Source organism: Halorhodospira abdelmalekii, from assembly GCF_016583625.1.
Classification (GTDB): domain Bacteria; phylum Pseudomonadota; class Gammaproteobacteria; order Nitrococcales; family Halorhodospiraceae; genus Halorhodospira; species Halorhodospira abdelmalekii.
In genome coordinates this window covers 22,813-40,000 of the sequence record NZ_NRRN01000024.1, presented here as the reverse complement: position 1 = coordinate 40,000, position 17,188 = coordinate 22,813, and the positions used below count along the sequence as shown (strand labels likewise).

Genomic DNA, 17,188 nt, shown 5'->3' with positions numbered 1-17,188 from the left:
CCACACCAGCGCGGCGAAAGGCGGCATCGTAGACGAAGTCATCGATCTCATCGCCACCGACCTCGACCGGCTTCAATACGATAACCGGTTTCATCCGCGCCAGCCGCCGCAGCGACGACATAAACTTGCGCGTATGGCGCACCCGCTCAAGATAGACGATCACCGCCCGCGCCCGATGATCGGTCGCCAGATAGTCGAAGCTGTCGCCGAGATCGACATCGACCGCACCGCCGATGTGGATGACATGGGAGAGTCCTGTTGCGTGCTCAGCACACCACTGCAGTGCCGCCCCCGCCATCGCCGACGACTTCGTCACCAGTGCTGCGCGGCCAGCATCCAACGTCACTGGCAGCGTCGCCGCATGCAGCCCGAGGTGCGGCACACTCAAACAGCTGCTGCCTGGACCGACGATGCGCACCAGGTGTGGGCGGGCCGCCTCAAGCAGCGCCTGCTCCAGCTCAGCACTCTGCTGCGGGCTGTAGTCGGCCGGCACCGAGCGCGCCACCATGACGCCACGCGTCCCCGCCTCGCCGACGGCACGAATCCACTCCGGAGCCTCAGCCACCGGACGGGTAATGATCGCCAGATCGGGGACCATCGGCAGCTCTTCGAGACGCGCGTAGGCCGGCACGGCCGCCAGCGAGCGCACCCCCTCCATCAACGGCATCACCGGCCCTTGAAAAGGCTCACTGAGAAGGTTGCGCAGAATACGCCGATCGAGTGGCCCGCCATCACCGATCAGCGCCACCGCCCGCGGTTGAAACAACGCCTCTAGATTGCGCACCGTCATCGTTGCCTCTCCTTCCGGCCGACAGGCCCGAACTGCACCGCAACACAAGCGGCGGCTCGCGAAGGCACACCGGCCTAAATTTAGATGGTAAGCTCACCTGCGGGCGGAGATTGCGATCGGCGTGTGCACCGACCAACCAACCACCTGAACGAGCGATCACCCCTCTCGAACGACATGGTAACAGGCCGAAACGACATCGTAGAGAGAGCCACACACCCCGCCCAGAGCAGTCAGGACCGTCGGGGCGACCGGGGGCATCTAGACAGCCAGGGCGATCCGGGCGATCCGGGCGATCCGAACGATCAGCGAGCCACCGCGAGCGGCGGCACAATCGACGATGCAGGAGCCCGCCCGGTCTCCGGCGCTGCGCTGATGGCGCATGCACTCCTCGGGGTCCCGACCGCGCTGTCGCTCCCGGCGGCCTATCTCTATCTGGTGCCGACGCATTTGGATGGCTCGGGGCAGGCGTTGCTGGTCGGCGGGCTGATCCTGGCCGCCATTCGCCTGCTCGATACCGTCGCCCCCTGGCTGCTCGGCTACTGGAGCGATCGGACGCCCTGGCGCAGTGGTCGGCGGCGCCGCGGCTGGTTGCTCGGCTCGCTGCTGCTGCTGCTCGGGCTCCTCGTCATGGCCCTTGCAGAGGAGCAAACAGGCCCCGGGCTGGCCCTCCTGCTGCTGCTCTCCGGGGTGCTCTGTACCCTCGGCTGGGTGCTTTCACGCCTGAGTCAACTGGCCTGGGGGGCAGAGCTAACCGGGCTCTACCATCAGCGCAGCCGCCTCTACTTTACCGCGCAGCTCCTCTTCCTGCTCACCATCTGCGCGAGTGTAGCCTTGCCGCTGCTGATCGCCGAGGCCGGCTGGCCGACCATCGAGCTGCCCTGGCTGCTGCTGCTCGGGACACTGGGCGCCGTTGCGCTGAGTGGGGTACTGATGGCCACCTCGCTCCCCGGTCCGCCGAGCGATCCGGCGCCGGAGCGGCTGCTGAGCTCCTTCCACCGCCTCCGTGAAAGCCCGACGTGGCGCCGCGTCCTGATCGCGCACACCTTGACCACCCTCGCCAACACCCTGCCGGTCGTCCTGGCCGCCCACTTGGCCTACGACGTCGTCGCCGATGGCCGCTGGCTGCTGCCGATCGTCGCCGCTTACCTCGGTTGTGCATGGCTCGGCCTGCCGATCGGATTGGCGCTGGCGCAGCGCTACGGCAAGCACGTCTGCTGGTCGGCGGCGCTGATCTTTGCCGCTGCGGTGCTCGTGTGGCTGCCGCTGCTTAAGCCCGGAGACGGTCTGGCGCTGGTGATTCTCGCCGGCTTGATCGGCCTAACTGCCGGCATCGACTGGAGCCTGCCGGCTGCCATTCAGGCCGATACCGTCGATACCGAGACGCTGCGCCACGACGGCGCCCGCGCCGGTTTTCAGTTCGGCCTCTGGATGGTGGTGAGCAAGCTGGCGATGGCCGCAGCACTGCTGCTGGCGGCTGGGGCCGTGGTGCTCGCGGTCGGCCCTAGCGGCCTCATGCCCGGTGCCGCCGCCGAGGCACGCGAGACGATCCTCTGGTTGGCCGGGATCGTGCCGGCGATCCTCAAGCTCTTCGCCTTAACGCAAGTGTGGCGGCTGCCGCTCGATGCCACGCGCCAAAACCAGCTGCGTGAGTCGATTCAGCTCATGCGCGCCCACCGTGCTGCCGCGGAGGCCGCTCAGCGCGTGCGTCCAGAGCAAACATCTCCCCGCCAGGAGGAGTCCGAGAAGGGAGAGGCGCCGGAGAGCAGCACGAAGGAGAGCGGCGATGCGCCGGAGCAGGAGTCGGAGTGCCCAACGGGCGTCAAGGAGTCTGGCGAGACCGGCCAGCCTGGCGAGACCGGCCGGCGCAGCGGCCGCCGCACCGGCCCCTTGTGGCTCAAGCCACCGCCGGGGAGAAATACCCCCTAAGCATCCCCCGTTCCGAGGACCTGTGCGGCACGGGCGGCAGCAAAATCGAGCATCCGCCCGAGTGAGCGCTGCGCCGCCGCAATGGTCTCGTCGTCGACGTGGATCTGCGGCTCACCGCACTCCAGCGCCGCCGCCACACTGCGCAGACCGTTCATCGCCATCCACGGACAGTGGGCACAGGAGCGGCACGTTGCGCTGCGCCCGGCAGTCGGCGCGGCGATCAGCTCCTTGCCTGGGGCGCACTCCTGCATCTTATGGAAGATGCCGGCATCGGTCGCGACGATCAGCTGCGGCGCCGAACTCTCCGCGGCCGCCCGCAGCAGCTGCGTGGTCGAGCCGACCACATCGGCCTGAGCGATCACCGCCCCTGGCGACTCGGGATGGACCAGCACCTCGGCTTCGGGGTAGTGGTGGCGCAGCTCCGCGAGCTCAAGGCCGCGAAACTCCTCGTGGACGATACAACTCCCCTGCCAGATCAGCATATCGGCGCCGGTCTCACGCTCGATATACTCCCCCAGGTAGCGATCGGGCGCCCAGAGGATGCGCTCGCCGCGCTCATGCAGATGACGAACCACATCGACAGCAATACTCGAGGTCACGACCCAGTCGGCGCGCGCCTTGACCGCCGCCGAGGTGTTGGCGTAGACCACGACTGTTCGCTCCGGATGGGCATCGCAGAACTCAGCGAAGCGATCGGCCGGGCAGCCGATATCGAGCGAACAAGTCGCCTCAAGGGTCGGCATCAAGACCCGCTTATGGGGGGTTAAGATCTTCGCCGTCTCCCCCATAAAGCGCACTCCGGCAACGATCAGATTCGCGGCCTCGTGCTCGGCGCCGAAACGCGCCATCTCGAGGGAGTCGGAGACACACCCCCCGGTCTCATCGGCCAACCGCTGGATCTCGGCGTCGGTGTAATAGTGAGCCACCAGCACCGCATCGCGCTCGCGCAGCAGCTGGCGAATCCGCTCACGCAGGCGTCCACGCTCACGCTCATCGAGCCGCTCATCCGCCGTATAGGCCTCGCGGCGAAAGTAGCGCGTCGCCACACTCGCGGCGGGCTGCCGGGGGTTGGACACATCGGCCATCTTTTCGATCCTGTCTCCGTCGTGCGCATAGGAGCGCGTATCAGTGATTATAACGCTGTGCGACAATTTGTGCAGCGGGCCGAGCAATCGCCCGTACAGTCTCCCAGGGGCACCGCCGCGCTGACCCGCTCGCGCTCCTTTTAGTTAGCCCCCTCCTCGACCCCACGCAAGCGCTGCCAACGCATCTCAGCGCTGGTGTAGAGACTGAGCAGCGCCGGCATCAAAAAGAGCACGATCAAGGTCGCCCCGGCCAAACCGAAGGCGATCGCCGCCGCCATCGGGATCAAAAACTGCGCCTGAACCGACGTCTCAGCGAGCAGCGGCAGCAGACCGCCGATCGTCGTCAGCGAGGTCAAAATCATCGCCCGCAGGCGCTGACTGGAGGCCTCGACCAGCGCCTCCTCGACCGTCAGACCGTCGGCAAGACCGTCGGCGCGGATCTGCCGATAGAAGAGCGCCAGAATAATGGCGTTGTTCACGGTGATGCCGGTCAGCCCAAAGAGCCCGAAGAGCGAGAGCAGGGTCAGATCGATCCCCATCAGCCAGTGGCCGAGCAGCGCCCCGACGATACCAAAGGGGATCACCGCCATGACCAGCAGCGGCCAGCCGTAAGAGGCAAAGACCCAGGCCAAGATCAGGTAGATCAGGCCGAGGGCGAAGAGCAGACCGCGCTGCATATCGGCCAGGGTCTCCTGCTGCATATCGGCCTGGCCGCCAAAGTCGCTCTCGATCCCGTAGCGCTCGGCGAGTTCCGGCAGGAACTGCTCGCTGAGATCACGCCGAATCTGTCCGGCGTTGCCGACCGCATCGTCGACATCGGCAGCGACTGTCACCGTCAGTGCCCCGTCGTAGTGGCGCACCACCTCGAAGCCGCGCCGCACCTCGAAGTCGACCACACTGCTCAACGGCAGCAGGGCGCCATCGGGGGTACGAATCTGTAGATCGCTCAAGCTGCTAAAGTGGCTGCGCGCCTGCTGCGGTAGGCGCACCCGCACCTCGATCTCGTCTTGCCCTTCATGGTAGACCTGCGCCAAATGGCCGGCGAAGGCATCCCGCACCTGCCCACTGAGCGACTGCGTCGTCAGCCCCAGCGCCCGCCCCTCGGGGGTGAGCCGGTAGACCCACTGCTCCTGCCCATACGGCAGATCGTCGTCGATGCCCTGAATCCCCGGATAGCCGGCGAGTAGCCGCCGCAGCTCATCGGCAGCGGCGCGCAGCGTCTCGGCCTCGGCGCCACTAAGGCGGACGTTGATATCCTCGCCCGGCGGCCCGGCAATGCGCTCGCGCATGACCAGACGCTCGACGCCGGGGTGGCGATCGATGTGCTCCTCCCAGGCGGCGAGAAACTCAGCGTTGCGCACCTTGCGTACCTCGGGCGAGACCAGCTCGACGACGATCGCTGCGTAGTGATCGCCACGACTGATCCGCTCGCCGGAGGCGTCGTACGTCTCGCCGGCCCGCACGATCCGCGAGCGCACCAGCGTCTCCTCGGCCAGTTCATCGTCGGCGCGCTGCAGCGCCTCTTCGAGCTCAGAAAGAAAATCGCCGACCCGCTGCGGCGGTGTCCCGGGCACAAAGCCGACGTTGGCGTAGACGACCGTCCCTTCGGGTTCAGGGAAGAAGGTGAAGTCGATGCGCCCGCCAGCGACCAGCCCCAGTGCGGCAATCAGCAGCGCACAGGCGCTCGCGACCGTCGTCCAGCGCCAGCGCACGGCCAGGCGCACCCAGCGTCGATAAGGCCCCTGCCGGAAGGTCTCGAAGGCCGCTTCGATGCGCCGGCGCGCCTGCGGCGAGGCACCCGCGCGCTGCTGCGCGGCGAAGGAGCGGCGCAAATGGCCCGGTAAGACGACGAACGCCTCGAGCAGTGAGGCGACGATGACACAGATCACTACCAGCGGGATGTCGAACATGATGCTGCCCATCGTCCCGCCGATCGCCATCAGTGGGATGAAGGCCGCGATCGTCGTCAGCGACGAGGCCATCACCGGGGCCAGCATATCGCGCGCGCCGCCGGCCGCCGCCTCGCCGGGCGACTCGCCGCGCTCAAAACGCGCCACCCCGCGCTCGCCGACGACGATGGCGTCATCGACGATGATCCCGAGGGTCATGATCAGCGCAAAGAGGCTCATCATGTTGATGGTGCCGCCGACCGCCCAGAGCACCGTCAAGGCCGCTAAGAAGGCCGCTGGAATCCCCAGTGTGACCCAGAAGGCAACCCGCGCCGTCAGCAGGGTAAAGAGGATAGCGATCACCAGCAGCAACCCGGCCAGGCCGTTGACGAGCAGCAGGCCGATCCGCTCACTGACCAGCTCCCAGAACTGATCGTAGAGGGTCAGCTCCAGCCCCTCCGGCAGCCGCGCCTGCGTCTCCTCATACCACTGCTCAAGGGCGCGCGCCGCTTGCAGGGCGTCCTCGCCCTCACTGCGCTGCAGCAGCATCTCGATCGCCGGTGCGGTGCCATGGCGGATGGCGACGTGGCGATCGCGGGGACGCAGCTCGACCTGCGCCCAGTCACCGAGGCGCAGCGGCAACCCCTGCTCGCGCCCAATCTCGAGCCCCTGAAACCCGAGCGGGTCGTAGCGCTGCTCAAGGGCGCGCAGCTGCCGGGCGATATCGAGCGCGCCGACCTCTCCGCCGGGGCGATCGAAACTCTCCGCCGCCAAGCGCTCACCGAGCTCGCCGAAGGTCAACCCGCTCTCCAGCAGCCAGCGCTGCTCGATCTCGATGGCCATCTCCAACTCGGCCATGCCGCTGACCCGGACGTTGGCCACCCCGCGCCGCAGTAGCTCTTGCTCCATCTCGCGCGCCCACGCCCGCAGCGCCTGCGGCGGGACATCGCCGCTGATCGCCACCCGAGCGATCGGATCGAAGCGGGCCGGACGGCGAATGGTCGGCTCCTCCGCCCCCTCAGGCAGCTCGCGCAGCGCGGCGACCCGATCCTTGACCGCCTCGACGGCATCGCTCATCACCGTGCCTTCGGTGAACTCGAGAGTGATGCTCGATAGGCCGTCGCCGGAGAAGGAGCGCATCTCACGCAGCCCTTCGACATCGCGCACCGCATCCTCAATGGGGCGAGTCAGGGAGACGGCAACGTCCTCGGCGGTCGAGCCGCTCCACTCGACCTCGACGGTGACGAGTTCTTGCTCGAAGGGGGGAAAGAACTGCGTATTGAGCTGCGAGACGGCGTAGAGCCCGGCGAAGACCATCAGCGCCAGCACCAGGTTCGCAGCGACCGGGTGCTCGGCTAACCAACGCAGCCAGTCACGCTGCGGCGCGGGCGGCGACTCGTGATACGGCTCTGGCATCACTCGGCGCCCACCGCATCGCGCACCCGCACCCGCAACCCGTCAGCCGCCTGCGGGATCTGTGTCGTGACGATCTGCGCTCCGGCTGCCAACTCCGGCGCCCGCACCAACACCCCGCGCCCTTGTCCATCACGGCCGCGGGCCTCGCCGAGACGCTGTACCGCCACCGCGCGCAGTCGCTCCTGCTCATCGACCCGGTAGATGCGATCGACGCCGTAGAGCGCTTCGTACGGCACGACGAAGCTCTCCGGCTCAGCCGGCAGCCGCAGCTCCACGAGCGCAAAGCGCCCTAAGGCGAGCTGATCGTGCACCCCCTCAAACCGAAATAGGGCCTCTACCCCCCCTTGCTCACGGGGGCTGTGCCCGGAGAGGCGATCGAGGGTGACCGGCAGCGCTTCGCCGTCGATCTGCGCGCTCCCGGCGACCGTTAAACCGGCCGCCGCCGCCCGGCGAAGGGTGGCGATGCGCGGTGCCGGCAGCTGTGCCCGCACCTCCAAAGCACTGGTGTCGTAGAGGGCGATCAGCGCTTCGCCAGCACTGACACGATCGCCAGGGGCGACGGCGACCTCGTTGATTCGTCCACGAAAGGGGGCGGTGATCTCGGTGCGTGCAACATCGCGCTGAGCGCGATCGCGCGCCGCCGCCGCCGCATCCCGCCGGGCGGTCGCCAGCTCGATCCGCGTCTCACCGTCATCGACGGCCTGCTCGGCCCGAATGACGCTCTGGCGCTGGCGCTCCTTCGCCTCTTGCGCCTCGTCGAGATCGGCCGGTGAGGCCGCCTCATCGGCGAGCAATTGCTCCAAGCGGGCGACGCGGCGCTCGGCGATGGCGAGCAGCGCCCGCTCGACCTCCAAGTCGGCTTCATCGGCGCTCACCGCCCGCCGCTCTTGCGCCAGCGCGGCCTCCCGCTCGGCCAACTCCGCCTGGCGCTGGCGCAGCGTCTCTTCGTGCTCACCGGCATCGAGACGCAGCAGCAGCGCCCCGGCCTCGACCACTTGCCCATCGCGCGCTGCGACCTCGTCGACATCGGCGCTCACCGCCGCCCGCAGCGTGGCCGCGCGCGGCGACTCAAGGTAGCCGAAGAGCTGCAGGAGCGGCGCGTGCAGCCCAGGCTCTACGGTCTGCGTCTCGACCACCCAGTACGGCTCGGCCACACTGCGCTCCGGTGCCTCTGGCCGCGTCGCGAGCAGCAACCAGACCACCCCGACCCCGAGCGCCAAGACCACCACCGGCGCCGAACGCCCCCACCACTTCCGCCACCCACGTACCATCAACAAAGTGCCCCGTCCTGCCCCATCGTCATAGTCTCGTTTCGCTCCCTTTACGGCTCTATTGGTTCGCTGCTGGCTTGCTTCCTGCCTATCGCTAAGGCGGGCTGGTGCCGACTAAAGGTGGCTGTCGAGTGAGAGCTCCGGCGGACTCCAGTAGAGGTAGAGTTGCCGCTCGACATACGGCACTGGAATGCGCCGAAAGTGGTGGCGCAGCAGGGTGATCGGCACCACCAGCGGCACCATACCGAGACGGTAGCGCTCGATCACCGCCGCCGCCTCGGCTTTATCGTCGGGAGCCAGTTCGCGCTTGAGATAGCCGAGCAGGTGTTGCAGGACATTAACATGCCGCTGCCGCGTTGCCGGCTGGGCCAGGGCCGCCATCAGCTCGCTGAGGTAGGCCTCGGCAGCCTCGTAGAGCGGCCGCCCCTTGAGCCCAGCGACCAGCCGCCCGAGCGTCCGCATGCGCGTCTCATCGTGCGCCATGATCAGCAATTTATGCTCGGCGTGAAACTGCACCAGGGCGTTGCGAGTGATCCCCTCGGCGCTGAGCTCGCGCCAGCGTTGATAAGTAAAGACCCGACAGATAAAGGATTCGCGCAGTCCCGGGTCGTTCAACCGCCCCTCCTCCTCAACCGGCAGCAGCGGCCAGCGCGCCGTCACCGCCGCAGCGTAGGCACCCGGTGCGGTCAGCGGCGCTGGGGTGCCGTCTTCTTTATAGACCTTGACCCGCTCCAGACCACAGCTCGGCGACTTGCGCTTAAAGATGTAGCCGCTCAAGCCGGCGAGCGTCGTCTCGATCTGCTCCGGGTAGGCGCGCAGCGCATCGGTGACATCGAGTTGCGAATCGCGCACGCCGCGCACCCGCACTTGGCCATCGGTGCGGCGCTGCTCAAGCCGGATCGGCGCCCGCGGGATCGGCAAGCCGATCGCCACCTCGGGACAGACGGGGACCCAGTGAAAGTAGCGACTGAGCTTTTCGGTGATGAAGCGATCGCGCTTATGCCCGCCGTCGTAGCGCACCTCCTCACCGAGCAGGCAGCTGCTGATGCCGACCGGGATGGTGGCTGCGCGTTGCCCGGCAGCGGCGTGCCCGGATGGGTGATTGCGGGAGTGCGGCGATGATGTCATGGCTGCGCACCTTCGAGGTGGCGTTGGAGGGTCTGCTGCAGCGCCGCCACATCGGCGACGACCAAGCAGCGCAACGGGTCGAGACCACCACTCGGCAGACCGTGGCGACAGATCAGCGCCGCTTGCAACCCGGCTCCCAGCGCCCCAGCGGCATCGATCCACGGATCATCGCCGACGTGCAGGACCTCACCCGGCGGCGCCCCAGCGCAGCGACAGGCGTAGTGGAAGATCTCAGGATCGGGCTTAGGCAGATCGATGTCGACGCCGCGAACGACAAAGTCGATATAGGGGGCGAGTTCGGTCCGATAGATATCGGCGTTGCCGTTGGTGATCACCCCGACGGTGAAGCGCTCGGCGAACCAGCGCAGCGCCGGGGCGACATCGGGATAGGGTTGCACGCACTGCCGCGCCTCGATAAAGAGGGCAAAGGCGTAGTCGGTAAAGGCAGCGGCCGCCTCCTCATCGAGCCCACTGCTGCGGGCCGCGGCACGCAGCGTGGCACGGCGCAGGGTGGTGGCGTTGCGCGCAAGGTGCGGCTCGGCAGCCGCCAGTTCGCTGCGCAGACGGCGCATCGCCGGCGGCGGAAAGCGCTCCGCGACAGCCGGATAGTCGCGGCACAGCGCCTCGTAGAGTTGCAGCTCGGCGGCGGCGAGGACGTCGTCAACCGACCAGAGGGTATCGTCGAGGTCGAAGGTGACAGCGCGCAGCGGCAGCTCGATCATGCCGGTGTCGTATCCCGGTTGAGCTGGGCTTCCGGGGAAAGCGCCGCGGCGCCCTCCGCGGCCGTCGCGCCGGCGGCGCCCGTTGTCGCATCAAGGCATTCCCGCCACAGGGGGGCGCCCCCGCTGCTCTGCTCGATGCGCTGAAGCAGACGCTCGTGCGCGGCCCGCTCGCTCGCGCTGACCGGCGGCAGCGGCAGCCGTGGCCGCTGCGCCGGCAAACGCCGCACCGCCTCGGCGGCCGCCGTCCCCTCCTCGTCTCCGCTGCCGAGCGACAGGGCGCGCTGCCCACCGGTCATAGCCAGGTAGACCTCGGCCAGCAACTCGGCATCGAGCAGCGCCCCGTGCCACTCGCGGCGCGCAGCATCGACCCCGTAGCGCTTGCACAAGGCATCGAGGCTGCAGCGCTGGCCCGGATGCAGGCGGCGGGCGAGTGCTAGCGAGTCGGTGATGGTGCAGCAGTCGGCCAGCTGCCCCCAGCGCCGCCCGAGCAGGGACAACTCGTGATCGAGAAAAGCGACATCGAAGGGGGCATTGTGGATGATGACCTCGGCATCACGCAGATAGTCGAGCAGTTCGGCGGCGATCTCGGCAAACCGCGGTTTATCAGCGAGGAATTGATTGCTCAGGCCGTGAACGCTCTCGGCGCCCTCATCGACACTGCGCCCCGGATTCAGGTAGCGGTGAAACGAGGAGCCGGTGATGCGTCGCTGAACCAGCTCGACGCAGCCGATCTCAATGATCCGGTGGCCTTCGCTCGGCTCTAGGCCGGTTGTCTCGGTGTCGAGTAAGATTTGCCGCATCGGTGCGCGCCCCCAGCGTCGGGTGAGCGCTCGATTTTAAAGATCGAACGATACGGCGCCAAGCCACCGTGCTGCTCATGTTCGGCAGCGAGCGCGTTGGCCCAGTCGTAGAGGGCGTCGCGGCTGCCGCGATAGCCGATCCACGAGCGCGTATGCAGCCCAAAGCGCTCCCAGATCGGATAGCCGCGCTGGATAATCGGAATCCCAAGCGTTTCGGCGCTCGCCACCGCATGACCGCTGCCGATCAACAACTCAGCGCCACCGGCCTCGGCTTGGCGCTCCAGATCTTGCAAATCGCCGATCTGCAGCGGCAACGAATCGGCCAGGTGGGCCAGGCCAGCAGCCCGCTCATCGGGGGCGACCGCAGCGACCACCTCCATACCGATCCCCTCGCCCAGGGCGGCGACCCCGGCGAGCAAATCGGCCTCGGCGGCGATCGCCAGGCGACGCATCCCGAGGGTCAGGTGGGTATCGAGCAGCGCGTCTTGCAGCTGCCGCCGCTGTCGCTGCACGCGCCGCGGCACCGCCCGCCCGCTGAGCTCGCGCAGCGCCATCACCAGCCGATCGCTCTCGGCCAGCCCCATGAGATGGGTGAAACGGAAATCGGGCACCCCGGTGCGCTCGGCCAGGAGATCGGCGCTCGCGAAGAGCGAGGCCCCGACGACGATCGTCGCCGCGGCGTCACCGCACTCATCGAGCGCCTCAAGGCGCGTCCCAGCGATACTCAGCGGGCTAAAGCGGGTATCGTCGAGGTGGCCATCGAGGCTGGCACCGAGATCGGGAATGGCGACCGGCTCCAGGCCGAAGGCCTCGACTAACTCGCAGAGCGCCTCGACATCGCCGGGAGCGAGCGCGCTCGATAGGAGCAGATTGACCCGCCGCGGCGCCCGTCCCGGGCGGGTACGGGCAAAGGCTGGGGCCGGCAGCACAACATCGAGAATCGCCCGCAGGGTGGCGGCGTAGCCACTCTCCAGGCTGCCGTTGAACTCCGGTGCGGCCACCGGCACGATCGTCGTCGCTGCCGCCAACTCCGGATGGTCGCGGCGGAAGGTGCGCACCAAGCGCTCAATGTCGGTCCCCGCCGCCTCGGTCAGACCGGTCGTTATAACGGTGATCAGACTCGGGGCACTCTTGCTGCAGAGGGTTCGCAGCGCCTCGGTGAGGTTATCGTCGGCGCCCATGATGGCGGCGGTGCGATCGACCGCCGTCGTCTGCAACGGGATCGGCTCGTTGAAGTGGCGAACGAAGTAGACCTTACCGAAGGCCGTGCAGCCTTGCGAGCCGTGGAGCAGCGGCATGGCGCGCTCGAAGCCGAGTGTCGCCAGCACCCCGCCGACCGGCTGACTCGCCCGCAGCGGCTTGACACTGAGCGGTTTAGTGCGCGCTCCCGAACGGCTTGCGACCATCTCTTCCCCCTTTGGCATCACGCCTTATCGTTGACCCGCCGACACCAGACATCTGGATCCACCCGCCACCCACGGCGACCGCTCCCGCTACAGCTCCCACGGCGCCGGCTGGCGCACCTGCGGCCAGATCGGGCTTTCGATCGTCAGACAGAGCTGGCGAGCCAACTCGACCATCCCGGCGTAGCCGGCGTAGGCGTGCGGGCGCTCTTGATTGATATCGAGAAACGGGATGCGCGCCTTCAGTGCGGTGTACATATTGCGGCCACCGGCGATCAGCACATCGACCTGCTCCGCCTCGACCGTGTCGATCAACGCCTGCGGCCCGCCGCTATCGAGGGTACGCATCTGCTCGCCCATCAAGCGACGGATGCGCTCTTTATCGCCCTCGGTCGATTTGCGGGTGCTCGTCGCCACCACCTCCATACCGAGATCGTGCAGCGCCGAGACGATCGACCAACTCTTGACCCCGCCGGTGTAGAGCAGCACCCGCTTGCCCTCCAGGCGCTCACGAAAGGGGGCGAGCGCGGCGGCGACTTGCGCCTCTTCACGGGCGATCAGCGCCTCGGTGCGGGCGGTGAGCGCCGGATCGTCGAGCAGGCGGGCGAAGTCGTGCAGGGCCGCCGAGGTGTCGGCAACACCGTAGAAACTGCCCTCGAAATAGGGGGTACCGTAGCGCTGCTCAAGCGATTCGGCCACATTCATCAGCGCCTTCGAGCAGACGACCATATTCGCCTCGGCGCGATGCAGCGACTGGATCTCGTGATAGCGCGCATCGCCCGAGATGTTACCGAGCAGACGCAGCCCGAGTTCATCGAATAAGGGGGTGACGTGCCACAGCTCACCGGCGATATTGAACTCACCGATCATGCCGATATCGTGGACCTGCACCCCAGGACGCTGTGCTTGCTGCGGCACCGGATCGGGCTCGCGCGTGCCGATGACGTGCTTGAGCAGAGCCGCACCGGCGATGCGATTGCCGTAGTTCTTGCCGCCGTAGAAGCCGGCACAATCGACCGGCACCACCGGGATCTCGAAGGCCGCAGCGGCCTCGCTGCAGACCCGCTCAAAGTCGTTGCCGGTCAGCGCCGGCACACACGTGTTGTAGACGAAGACCGCCGCCGGGGCGTAGTCGCGCACCGCCTGCCCGATCGCCTCGTGCAGGATCGGATCGCCACGCCCGAGGATGACATCCTGCTCGTTGAGGGCGGTTGTCATGCCGACGCGCCACAGCGTCGGGCCGGTCGAGCGGGTGCCGCGGTTATCCCACGAGCTGCCGGCGCAGGCGATCGGGCCGTGGACGATGTGGGCGGCATCGGCGATCGGCAGCAGCGCGATCTGCGCCCCATCGAAGGCGCAGCCGCCGGCCGTAGCCCCGGGCTGGGGGCGCGGACAGCTGCCCTTGCTGCAGCCGGGTACCGGCGGGGTCAGCGCTGCTGCGGCCGGAGTCGTGGCTGTGGCTGCAGCCGTTGCCGGGGCCGCCGCCGGAGCCGCGGCGGCGCTCTCTGTTTCGCGGGTGCTCGCCGTCATCTCGCCTCTCTCCCCTGTTGCCGTATGCGGCAGCGCAGCTGCAGCCTAGCCGAAGCCTGGCCCAACCTGGCCAGGCAGGGCCAGGCTAGGCCAGGCTAGGCCAGGCCGGACTAGGCCGGTTTTACCGTGACATCACCGAGAACCTGAGCCTGGCAAGCGACCCGATCGTTCTTGCCCGCTACGTTCTCTTTCAGGATCCGCTGCTCGACGTGCGACGGCTCGCTGAGGTTTTCCGCACCCTCGACGACCGTCATCAGGCAGGTACCGCAGTCGCCTTCACGGCAGCCGTAGGCAATCCCCGAACCGACCTTATCGGACAGCTCAATCACGCGCGTGCCGACCGGCGCATTCACCGTCAAACCAATATCCTGAAACGTCACCTTCGCTCTTGCCATGAGATCATCCCTCTGAATGGATAAATTAGACTGTTGCAGCACCGTTGCTGACACTTGAGGCCCGCAGCAGCTTGGCCAACCATGGCGGCGGACGCTGCGCCAAGACCTCAGCCAACTCCGCCATCAGGACCCCGGCATCACCGCCATCACCGCGTTTGACCGGCATCAAGCCGGCGCGCACGACCTTGGCCGCCGCCCCCGGACCGATCGAGCAGCAGTAGAGGATCTGGCAGTCATCGACCACTGCCGCGCGCGCAGCACTCTTTTCGGTGCGAGCCACCCCGACTCCGGCCTGCGCCGCCGACCGGACATCGACCAGACGCGCCTCTCCCGGCATGACCTGATAGACCAAAAAGCGGGCACAGGAGCCGAAGTGGCCATCGAGTTGCGCAGCCGTGTTCGAGGCACAAGCGACGCGGATCGACGCCACCCCGGCAGCCGCCGCCACCGGCTCAGGGAGGGCGCAGTCGGCACTCTCCGCGGCCGCCGCATCGCTTCGCAGCAACTCACAGGCGCGTTCCAAGCGGGCCGCGGCAGCGTTATGCAGCGCATCGTAGTGCAGACGCTGTGCTGTATCGCGCAGCTGCTGCGGCGTCGTCGCCGCCAGTTTGGCGTCGGTCAGCGGCGCGCCGTGGAGCCGGCTTAGCAACGCGAGCAGCTGATGCACCTCGATCTCTGGGAGTTCGCGCGCTGCCAAGCCGATGCGCAGCGCCACCTCCCGACTCATCCCCTCTTCGCTCGTCTCGTCGCTCATCGTGACCCCCTTGACCTCTCAACACTCAACCGTCCGCTGCTGGGCTCAGCCCGCTTGCCCCGCCCCGCCCTGCCCTGGCCTGCCTGGCGCCGCCTACTTGCCACGGTTCGGCCACGGTTTGGCCACGGTTCGGCCGCGGTTTGGCCACGGTTCGGCCGCGGTTTGCCTGACTCGCCCTACCTGACTACCGGACTCAAGCGGCTCAACTCAAGCTGCTCGAATCGATCAGACAGGACTCGTCAATCGACCGGCCGAATGCAGCCGTCGACCTCACAGACCTCTTCACAGCGCGGCATCTCAAATTGATCTTCGCACTCGGTGCAGAGATTCGCTTTGATCTCATAGGTACCCATCTTGGTCTTGCGGATTGCTGCCTCTGGGCACTCCGGCTCACAATCTCCGCATGCGGTACACAGCTCGGCATCAATGAACATCGCCATGCCTTCTTCCTCCTACGCTGAGGCGGCGAGGCCGCTCGCGAACGAGCGACCCCGTGCCCACCGGCGGTTATCGAATCAGATCGAAGTTGTAGTCGGTCACGCCGAGGCGCTGCGTTTCATCGTCGAGACGGGCCAACACCTCGTTCACGATGGTGGTGAGGATGTACATCGCCCCCTCATAGCCCCAGATCCCGTTCCGATGCAGGTGGTGGCGATCGAAGAGCGGGAAGCCGAGGCGAATCAGCGGCACCCCGTGCTCCTCCCCGAGATGGAAGGTATCGCGCTGCAGGTACTTCCCGTAAGAGTTCCCGATCAAGAAGTCGGGCTTATCGGTAAAGAGCAGCGAGCGCAGGTGCCACAGATCGCGCCCGACGTGGACCTCGGCCTCGCGCCCGAACGGGGTCTCATCGAGCATCTTGCGCATCGCCTTGCCCCAGCGCTTATTGGCGTTGTTGCAGAGGATGTGCTTCGGCTCGGCCCCAACCTCGGTGAGAAAGTGCGTCATCCCCATGACGAAGTCGGGATCGCCAAAGAGCGAGAACTTCTTCCCGTGCAGCCAGGCGTGCGAGTCGGTCATCATGTCGACCAGACGTCCACGCTCTTTCTCCAAAGAGGCGGGAATCGGCTGACCGGTTAACTCCGAGACCTTCATCAAGAACTCATCGGTCCAGGCCAGGCCGATCGGCACATTGATCTCGGCACACGGCTGATTCCACGTCTGCTTGACGTACTTCTTGGTCTTCGTCAGCCCCCACGGCTGCAGCAGCAGGGTATCGATCGCATTCGGGGCGTCCTTGACCTCCTCGATCGTCGTCCCTCCGGCGTACATCCGATACTCGCCATCGGCCGGTGTATCGAGGATCTCGGTCGGATCGCACAGCAGGCTGTAGTCGACCCCCATCTCCTCCATCGCCCGCCGAATCCAGCGGTAGCTGCCGAGATAGGTCTCAAAGCCGGGTACTAAGTTGATCTTACCGTTGCTGCCGACCTCCTTATCGTCCATCGCGTTGACGGTGAAGTAGCGAATCGTCCCCTCAAACATCCCATCCCAGCCGGTCACGTGGCTGCCGACAAAGCTCGGAGTGTGGGCAAAGGGCGTCGGCACCTCTTGCGGCAGGTAGCCTTCGTTCTTGGCGTTGGTGATAAAGGCGTTCAGGTCGTCACCGATGACCTCGGCCATGCAGGTCGTCGAGACGGCCAGCATCTTTGGCTTGTAGAGCGCATAGGCGTTCTGCAGCCCCTGATTCATATTCAGGTGGCCGCCGAAGACGGCCGCATCTTCGGTCATCGAGTCGGAGACGCAGGCGACCGGCTCCTTGAAGTGACGGGTGAAGTAGGTCCGAAAGTAGGCGACACAGCCTTGTGAGCCGTGGACGTACGGCAGCGTCTCTTCAAAGCCAAGCGCACAGAGCACCGAGCCGAGCGGCTGACACGCCTTGGCCGGATCGATCGTCAGGGCCTCGCGCGAGAAGTTCAGCTCCTTGTACTCCTCGGTCGTCGTCCAACGAAAAATCTGCTCGACCTTTTCGCTGTCGTGGCCCTCTTCGTACTGACTCCGCTTGCGGGTCAGCATCTCCTGATAGTCGTCATCCTGAAAGAGCGGATAACACGGCTTAATGGTTTCGGCATCCTGGTTCAT

Annotated in this window: 14 protein-coding genes (1 of these 14 cut by a window edge); 1 reads left to right on the top strand and 13 read right to left on the bottom strand. The window is 66.8% G+C overall.

Annotation, left to right across the window (positions count from 1 at the left end; all coding sequences use genetic code 11):
• On the bottom strand, positions 1 to 790 hold the beginning of the coding sequence (locus CKO15_RS07530; protein WP_200194326.1) for a bifunctional acetate--CoA ligase family protein/GNAT family N-acetyltransferase. It extends 1,853 nt beyond the left edge of the window; only the first 790 of its 2,643 coding nucleotides appear in the window; its start codon is at positions 788 to 790; its stop codon lies off the left edge, out of view.
• A gap of 123 nt (positions 791 to 913) precedes the next feature.
• On the opposite strand from CKO15_RS07530, the gene CKO15_RS07525 reads away from it, so the two are divergent.
• A complete protein-coding gene (locus tag CKO15_RS07525) occupies positions 914 to 2,716 on the top strand; it encodes an MFS transporter (RefSeq protein ID WP_200194308.1) in 1,803 nt (600 codons plus the stop codon).
• Here CKO15_RS07525 and nadA read toward each other — a convergent pair.
• The 12 genes from nadA to nifK all read right to left on the bottom strand — a co-directional run bounded on the left by nadA (position 2,713) and on the right by nifK (position 17,188).
• Positions 2,713 to 3,801, bottom strand: a complete 1,089-nt coding sequence (nadA, locus tag CKO15_RS07520) for a quinolinate synthase NadA (protein WP_200194296.1) — start codon at positions 3,799 to 3,801, stop codon at positions 2,713 to 2,715. The genes CKO15_RS07525 and nadA overlap by 4 nt on opposite strands.
• Before the next feature lie 140 nt (positions 3,802 to 3,941).
• A complete protein-coding gene (locus tag CKO15_RS07515) occupies positions 3,942 to 7,106 on the bottom strand; it encodes an efflux RND transporter permease subunit (protein WP_200194290.1) in 3,165 nt (1,054 codons plus the stop codon).
• On the bottom strand, positions 7,106 to 8,377 hold the full coding sequence (locus CKO15_RS07510) for an efflux RND transporter periplasmic adaptor subunit (protein WP_200194284.1): 1,272 nt from the start codon (positions 8,375 to 8,377) through the stop codon (positions 7,106 to 7,108). Before CKO15_RS07510 ends, CKO15_RS07515 begins: the two co-directional genes overlap by 1 nt.
• Before the next feature lie 114 nt (positions 8,378 to 8,491).
• On the bottom strand, positions 8,492 to 9,505 hold the full coding sequence (locus tag CKO15_RS07505; protein ID WP_200194278.1) for a YbgA family protein: 1,014 nt from the start codon (positions 9,503 to 9,505) through the stop codon (positions 8,492 to 8,494).
• On the bottom strand, positions 9,502 to 10,227 hold the full coding sequence (locus tag CKO15_RS07500; protein WP_200194272.1) for an HAD family hydrolase: 726 nt from the start codon (positions 10,225 to 10,227) through the stop codon (positions 9,502 to 9,504). The genes CKO15_RS07505 and CKO15_RS07500 overlap by 4 nt, the downstream gene beginning before the upstream one ends.
• Entirely contained in the window at positions 10,224 to 11,027 is an 804-nt protein-coding gene (dnaQ, locus tag CKO15_RS07495) for a DNA polymerase III subunit epsilon (protein WP_200194267.1), read from the bottom strand. Before dnaQ ends, CKO15_RS07500 begins: the two co-directional genes overlap by 4 nt.
• On the bottom strand, positions 10,988 to 12,451 hold the full coding sequence (nifN, locus tag CKO15_RS07490) for a nitrogenase iron-molybdenum cofactor biosynthesis protein NifN (RefSeq protein WP_242464637.1): 1,464 nt from the start codon (positions 12,449 to 12,451) through the stop codon (positions 10,988 to 10,990). The genes dnaQ and nifN overlap by 40 nt, the downstream gene beginning before the upstream one ends.
• A gap of 69 nt (positions 12,452 to 12,520) precedes the next feature.
• Positions 12,521 to 13,960 (bottom strand): nitrogenase iron-molybdenum cofactor biosynthesis protein NifE, encoded by a 1,440-nt coding sequence (gene nifE, locus CKO15_RS07485; RefSeq protein ID WP_200194256.1) that lies wholly within the window; start codon positions 13,958 to 13,960, stop codon positions 12,521 to 12,523.
• A 110-nt stretch (positions 13,961 to 14,070) separates the two neighbouring features.
• Positions 14,071 to 14,355, bottom strand: a complete 285-nt coding sequence (locus CKO15_RS07480) for a 2Fe-2S iron-sulfur cluster-binding protein (RefSeq protein WP_200194255.1) — start codon at positions 14,353 to 14,355, stop codon at positions 14,071 to 14,073.
• 25 nt (positions 14,356 to 14,380) lie between these two features.
• Positions 14,381 to 15,109, bottom strand: a complete 729-nt coding sequence (locus CKO15_RS07475) for a NifB/NifX family molybdenum-iron cluster-binding protein (protein WP_200194254.1) — start codon at positions 15,107 to 15,109, stop codon at positions 14,381 to 14,383.
• Positions 15,110 to 15,348: 239 nt separating this feature from the next.
• On the bottom strand, positions 15,349 to 15,549 hold the full coding sequence (locus CKO15_RS07470) for a 4Fe-4S binding protein (protein WP_200194253.1): 201 nt from the start codon (positions 15,547 to 15,549) through the stop codon (positions 15,349 to 15,351).
• 67 nt (positions 15,550 to 15,616) lie between these two features.
• Positions 15,617 to 17,188 carry a nitrogenase molybdenum-iron protein subunit beta gene (nifK, locus tag CKO15_RS07465; RefSeq protein WP_200194248.1) on the bottom strand — a complete coding sequence of 524 codons (1,572 nt, stop codon included), beginning with the start codon at positions 17,186 to 17,188 and terminating at the stop codon, positions 15,617 to 15,619.